This window comes from Candidatus Thiothrix phosphatis (assembly GCF_035668035.1).
Lineage (GTDB): Bacteria > Pseudomonadota > Gammaproteobacteria > Thiotrichales > Thiotrichaceae > Thiothrix > Thiothrix phosphatis.
In genome coordinates, this window is record NZ_JAYMYJ010000112.1 from 220,478 (window position 1) to 226,643 (window position 6,166).

Sequence of the window (6,166 nt, forward strand, 5' to 3'; positions counted from 1 at the left end):
GACGGCGTGGTGATACTGTAGCGCATTTACCAGCCGGTTTTAAGTGAAGGAGCTTTCACCATGCAGCCATTCATGCAAGCGATGACATTCCGCCATGCCTGCAAGAAATTTGACCCGCAGCGCACGATTCCCGCAGCGGATTTCCAGCAGATTCTGGAATTCGGGCGTTTGTCGCCGTCTTCGTTCGGGATGGAACATTGGCGTTTTGTGGTGGTGCAAACCCCGGAATTGCGGGAAAAGTTGCGCGTGGCCTGCTGGAACCAGCCGCAGATCACCGACAGCAGCCATGTGGTGGTGATTCTGGCGAAAACATCGGCGGTGGAGCCGGGCAGCGCTTACGTGAAAAAGTTGTTTGGCCGCCGCAATCTGCCGCAAGAGGCGGAGGAGGCGTATCTGGCCAAGTATGCCGCCCATAACGACACTGAAATTGCGCCGTACATGAACACGTTTGCTTGGGCCTCCAAACAGTGCTACTTGGCGTTGGCCAATATGATGACGGGAGCCGCCAGTCTGGGGATTGATTCCTGCCCGATCGAAGGCTTTTCCAAACACGGGGTTGAGGAATTGCTGGGCGTTGACACCAGCCAGTATGGCGTGGCCGTGGTTGTCACCTTCGGCTACCGCGCTGGGGAGCAGACGCCGCGCCTGCGCCAGCCGCTGGAAGACATGGTGGAGTACCGATGAAACGCTTGCTGGCCGCCGTTTTCCTGTTGCTGTTGGCGATGCCGCCGGGGTATGCGGATGGCGGCGGCTGGGTGGTGAAACAGGATGAGGGCGGGATTCAGGTGCGGCAGCAGAAGACCGGCTCGCCCCATGAAACCACCAACGGCGTGGTGGAGGTGGAGGCGACCCTGGATGCGTTGGCGGCAGTGTTGAAAGACATCAGCGCTTGCCCGCGCTGGGTGCATGGCTGCGTGGAAGGGCGGCTGGTGAAAACCCTGTCGCCCGCCGAGCGCATCACGTATACCGTGGTGGATGCGCCATTTCCGCTGGAAAACCGGGACATGTACATTGATTCCGTCATCCGCTATAACCGCCGCACGTCGACCCTGACGATCACCCTGACCGGCAAGGAAAACTATGCGCCAGCCGCGCCGGGCCGCACCCGTGTGCTGGGCTTGCGGGGTTCGTGGGTGTTCCAGCAGGCCAGCCCCGGCAATGTCCGGGTCAGTTACCAGATTCAGCTTGACCCACAGGCACCGTTCAATGGCTCCAGCAATGACCATCTGGTTGAATCGGTGTTCAATACGCTGAAAAACTTGCGCGATGTGGCGAAGGAACCCCAATACCGTAACGCCCGGTTCAGCGAGGAAGAAATCCGCCAGATTGAAGTGGAATAGCGATAGGGTTCCGCTCAGACAGCGCCATAATTGCTCATTCCTCCGCCTTGATAGCGGCTATGCACATGTTGATAGACTGCCGTGCTTCTCGTATCGACCTCTTCATCGGGATAACTTTCAGCAGGCAGCCATTGCAAGCGCTCATCAATGATGATTTTTACCTGTGCGGAAACCTGAGGGCTCTCGCTCCAGCGTTCAATCCGCAATTTTTCGGCCTTGAGAGTTTCCAGCAACCCACTGGCGACAGTTTTAACCTGCTCTCGCTCAGTTTTGGTGAGATTCGGTTTTTTCAGCAGGTCGAAAATAGCCAGCGTTTCTTCATCCAACTGCTCACGCGTGGCTCGCTCCACCTCCGGGTCGAGGTCATTCTGGATAAAGTCACTCAAATCATTAAAGGTTTTTTGCACGGCCTGCAAATCCTTGCCCTCGTTATACGCCTTGATGATTTTCTGGTATTTTTCGTAGAACGCCAGCCGGGTCGGATTTTGCTGAAGCATTTGCGTCAGGCGTTGATCAATGGCTTGCTGCAAATCGAAAACAACGGTATTTTTCTGACCGGATTTGGCGAAAGCTGCCCGTAGCTTGTCGAAATCGAGCTTACTGAGGTCAACAAAATCATCCTCCTGAGCATCTATTTCCTGTACGCCTTCGGGAAGAATGCCAACACTCATATTCACCTCCTGTTGCAGTCTGCGCATCACACCGGAAATATCAGCGCTCTGGGTTTTCTGGTTGAGCTGGCCGTAAATGGCTTCAATCGCGTTGAATGCCGGAGTGTAAGGCTTTACCAATGGATCAGGGTACAGGGCGTTGTATTTGCGGAAGACATTACGAGCGGCGAATTCGTATTGGGTGCGAGTGGTTTCATTGAGCGATACGGCGTTCGCGGCTGCTTTCAGGGCTGCCAGTTTTTTCAGGGCAGTTTCGGCATGGATCAGCTTATCCAGCTCGAAACCGACCTCTTGCAGATATTCGCGCACAGCAACGATAGCCGCGCTGAGTTCTGATGCCATACCCTCCAGTTTTTCCACCACGTTGGGATCATTTTCACCACCGGTTTGGCCCCCGTTGGTTTTTTGTTTGCCATTGCCCCCATCGCCGTAGACGGAATAGGCTTTTTCCAGCTGTTGATAGACATTGCCGTAGTCAATGATCAGACCATTTTCCTTTTCATCGTCATACACGCGATTGGCGCGGGCAATGGTTTGCATCAGCGTGTGGCCGTGGATGGGTTTATCCAGATACACCGTGGACACACAGGGCGCATCAAAACCGGTGATCCACATGGCGCAGACAATCGCCAGACGGAACGGATTGGCGTCGTCCTTGAATTCGGTTTCCAGATCACGTTCCACCATCTTTTGCCGGTGCGGGCGGATGTCCAGCCCGAGTTCCGCAAATTTTTTCAGCTCGTTTTGTTCCGGGCTGACGACCACACACACTTCGGTTTCCCGTACCCACTGCAAGTGACGTTTGAGTTTTTGCGCCTGCTGTTCGTCTTCAGCATTGTTAAGGCGCTGCTCCAGTTCGTGCACGTAGTCAGGCCAGCAAGCCATGATCAGATCATACATACGCACAGCGGTGGGTTTATCCAGCGCCACGAACATGGCCTTGCCCTGATAACCGCGCTCATTGAAGTGCCACACCAAATCACGGGCAATTTCCCGCAAGCGGTTTTCAGCAGTCAGGATCGGGTAATCGCGGGCAAATTCGCGTTTGAGTTTGGCTATCTGATCAGCGTCCAGCTCTTCTTCGTTGATAATCGCGGCCATGCGTTCGTCGAGTTTGGGGTTTTCAATCGCCAGCTTTTCACCCCGGTTCTGATAACGTAATGGTAGGGTGGCGTTATCGTCGATGGCTTTTTTGAAGTCATAAACCGAAATGTAATCACCGAAAATGTTTTTGGTGATTTCCTCCTCATCATGAATCAGCGGTGTGCCGGTGAAGCCCAGATAGGAAGCATTGGGTATCGCATTGAAACGCATATTGCGGGCAAATGTGCCACCCTGGGTGCGGTGTGCTTCATCAGAAATAACAATGATATTGGGGCGCTCGCTGATCAACGGGTATTCCTTCTCCTTTTTCGGGTCAAAGGAAAACTTGTGGATCAGGGTGAAAACATAGCGGTGGTTATCCGCCAGCAATTCGCGTAAATGCTCCCGGCTTTTCGCACGGATACCGCGTTTGGGCAATTGCTGGGGCAAGGCTCCACAGCCAGAGAAAGTGTCATACAACTGGTTTTCCAGTTCGCTGCGATCCACCACCATCAGGAAGGTGTAACTGCCACCAAATTTGCGTAGCAGTTTCTGGCACATGAACACCATCGAATAGGATTTACCGGAACCTTGCGTATGCCAGAATACCCCCAGCTTACCTTGCAGCTCTTCAATATTCCGGGCCTGATTCAGCACCTTGTTGACACCGAGAAACTGATGGTTTTTGGCCATGATCTTGGCCATATCATCGCCTTCGCCGTCGAATAGCAGAAAGTTTTCGACAATATCCAACAAACGGTTTTTCTCGCACACGCCACGGATCATGGTATCGAGGCTGACTTCGCCTTCGTCGTCTTCCTCATAGCGTTTCCATTCCAGAAAGAACTTGTAGGGGCTGGTAATGGTGCCAACCCGAGAATCCGTGCCATTGCTGAGGATAATGAAGGCGTTGTAATAAAACAGGGCGGGTATGGTGCCTTCGTGGTTTTTGCCACCTTTGTAATCCGTCAGATTATCATCGTAGGCTTTGCGCAAATCCGTGTAGTGAGCTTTCAGCTCGAAAAACACCAGCGGAATACCGTTGACGAAACCGACAATATCCGGGCGTTTGTCATACAGCGGGCCTTTGATTTCCAGTTGGCGCACGGCCAGGAAATGGTTTTGCTCCGTCTCCCTGAAATTGAAGACAGCCAGTTTTTTCTTTTGCAGCGCGCCTTTGTCATCCAGGTAACTGACTTCAACACCTTGAGTGAGCATGGCGTGTTTGGCTTTGTTGATGTCAGCCAGCTTTTTATCAGCTTCCGCCTGTTTGATTTGTTCGATGGCTTCCTGATAGGCGGCGAGGGGGAGTCCGGGGTTCAGCGTTTTCAACGCAGCCAGTAAATAGCGCTGCAAAATGACTTCGGTTTTATCGATGCGCCCCAGTGTGCCATCGCTGCGGTCGGGCATACGGGAAAAGACTTCTCTGTGCCATGCGGTTTCTACCTTCCACTGGTAATCCAGCAGAATTTCTTCAGCCGCGTCTTCGATCAAGGCATCTTCGGAATATTCGTAGCTCATGCGACAGCCCTATCAGCAAAAATAATCCAGGACAAAGTGTCCTGTTTGCTGAACATTACCTCAGATTGGCACGGTCGTCATCCATTACGGCACTGCTTGCACGGCGGGATTCAGTAATTCCATGTTGAAGTAGCGCTTGTGGCCGCTATCACGTGAAACCAGCGTATAGCCTGAGTAAGCGGCATGAGCAGCAATCAGGAAATCCGCTAATACACGCTTTTGCTGCCCCTTGTTATGCCGGTAGCGGCGGAAGGCTTGCCCGGCAAGAAAATGGGCTTCCCAGGGGATGGAATCACGGCGAAAAAGTGATTCTGGCAGTAACTCATTCAGTTCTTCCAGGGAATCGCACATTGCGCCGATTTCGGCATAGATAACTGGGTTGATGATCAACACCCCTTGTTCTGACAGTTGTTCCAATAACAGGCGTGAACGCTCGCCAAATTGCTCATCAGCACCGATAACATCCAGTAACACATTGGTATCAATCAGGTATTCACTCATCACGCAGCAACTTCATCAGGTCATCCGTTGAGCGCTCAAAACGCTTTTTGCCGTAGATGCCAGACAGACGGTTACGGCTGGCTTCGGTTTTTTTACGCAAGACCAACTGGCCGTTCTGAACGCTGAACTCCACTTCGGTATGAGGCAGAAAACCGAATTGTTCGCGCAGTTTGAGGGGGATGGTGACTTGCCCCCGTTCGGTGATTTGCATGACGTATCCCACTTTGGTAAGAATCTATATTCTTATTTCAGCATGAACGCCCTCAAAATGCGAATACTACGCAACGCGCTCCAGCAACGCCTCTGGCACCTCCACCTTGTCGACATCAATCATGCCGGTCATCAGGCGCGGTAGCAGAATATCCCGCGCCTCCCGCAACAACGCATTCTGTTGTTGCAGATGATCAATAATCTCAAAAATTGGTTCTAGCTGCTTATTGAATTGTAGAACCAACTCTCCATCTAATGCGGGACAATGAATTTTGAAGGACAATATTTTAGAGGGAGATGTATGTTTGACAGTAGCTCCTGATGCGGAACCAACAACAAACCCACGATAACGCTCTTCCTTAAAAAGCATGTAGTAAAAATACTTTGGAAAGGGCTTGTTTGGTAAAGATAAAATCTTTCCTAGTCGCTGATTATGAAGAAATACTTTGTCACTTGAGCCAGGAACGAGCAATGGATACCCAAGTGTATCGGCCATCTTGCTCAAATCGGTCATTGTTACCAATAAATCGTGTTTACAAAGCTCATAATCGGTAGGCGATTCAGCATCGTTATCATAATACTTGAGCTTATCTAGCTTTAATCCACCGCCAATTTTAAAATTTCCGGGGGTGAGTAATACTCGATTGCTTTCTGAATCCGTAAAATATTCACCTTTATAAGCAAAGCCATGTTTGATTGTGATGAAATCACCGAGGCTTTGCTCTCTCCAGTTTTCTGGGAGTCCAGTTTTATAGTCTATTTTTACTGTTTCATGCCCCGGAAACTTCATCCGCACAAACCATTCCTCGTAGGTGATTTGCGCCATTTCTTCCAGCAGCT

At 51.4% G+C, this 6,166-nt stretch carries 6 protein-coding genes; 2 read left to right on the top strand and 4 right to left on the bottom strand.

What is annotated here, in order from left to right:
• Nucleotides 1-60: 60 nt before the first annotated feature.
• Complete coding sequence (locus VSS37_RS12620; RefSeq protein WP_324695745.1) at nucleotides 61-684, top strand: NAD(P)H-dependent oxidoreductase; 624 nt, start codon at nucleotides 61-63, stop codon at nucleotides 682-684.
• A complete protein-coding gene (locus VSS37_RS12625) occupies nucleotides 681-1,340 on the top strand; it encodes an START domain-containing protein (RefSeq protein ID WP_324695747.1) in 660 nt (219 codons plus the stop codon). The genes VSS37_RS12620 and VSS37_RS12625 overlap by 4 nt, the downstream gene beginning before the upstream one ends.
• Nucleotides 1,341-1,354: 14 nt before the next feature.
• Here the strand turns inward: VSS37_RS12625 and VSS37_RS12630 are convergent, their stop codons facing one another.
• The 4 genes from VSS37_RS12630 to VSS37_RS12645 form a co-directional block, all read right to left on the bottom strand.
• Entirely contained in the window at nucleotides 1,355-4,615 is a 3,261-nt protein-coding gene (locus VSS37_RS12630) for a type I restriction endonuclease subunit R (RefSeq protein WP_324695748.1), read from the bottom strand.
• A gap of 84 nt (nucleotides 4,616-4,699) precedes the next feature.
• The gene (locus VSS37_RS12635; RefSeq protein ID WP_324695750.1) at nucleotides 4,700-5,116 is read right to left on the bottom strand and encodes a type II toxin-antitoxin system VapC family toxin; all 417 of its coding nucleotides are present in this window, start codon (nucleotides 5,114-5,116) and stop codon (nucleotides 4,700-4,702) included.
• Nucleotides 5,109-5,327 (bottom strand): AbrB/MazE/SpoVT family DNA-binding domain-containing protein, encoded by a 219-nt coding sequence (locus VSS37_RS12640; RefSeq protein ID WP_324695752.1) that lies wholly within the window; start codon nucleotides 5,325-5,327, stop codon nucleotides 5,109-5,111. The genes VSS37_RS12635 and VSS37_RS12640 overlap by 8 nt, the downstream gene beginning before the upstream one ends.
• Before the next feature lie 66 nt (nucleotides 5,328-5,393).
• Nucleotides 5,394-6,166, bottom strand: a 773-nt coding sequence (locus VSS37_RS12645; protein WP_324695754.1) for a restriction endonuclease subunit S, incomplete at its 5' end; no start/stop codon positions are given.

Bases quoted from the DNA above. Each gene is read 5' to 3' on its own strand.
- VSS37_RS12620 (WP_324695745.1), top strand. From the start codon at position 61: ATGCAGCCATTCATGCAAGCGATGACATTCCGCCATGCCTGCAAGAAA.
- VSS37_RS12640 (WP_324695752.1), bottom strand. From the start codon at position 5,327: ATGCAAATCACCGAACGGGGGCAAGTCACCATCCCCCTCAAACTGCGC.
- VSS37_RS12630 (WP_324695748.1), bottom strand. From the start codon at position 4,615: ATGAGCTACGAATATTCCGAAGATGCCTTGATCGAAGACGCGGCTGAA.
- VSS37_RS12635 (WP_324695750.1), bottom strand. From the start codon at position 5,116: ATGAGTGAATACCTGATTGATACCAATGTGTTACTGGATGTTATCGGT.
- VSS37_RS12625 (WP_324695747.1), top strand. From the start codon at position 681: ATGAAACGCTTGCTGGCCGCCGTTTTCCTGTTGCTGTTGGCGATGCCG.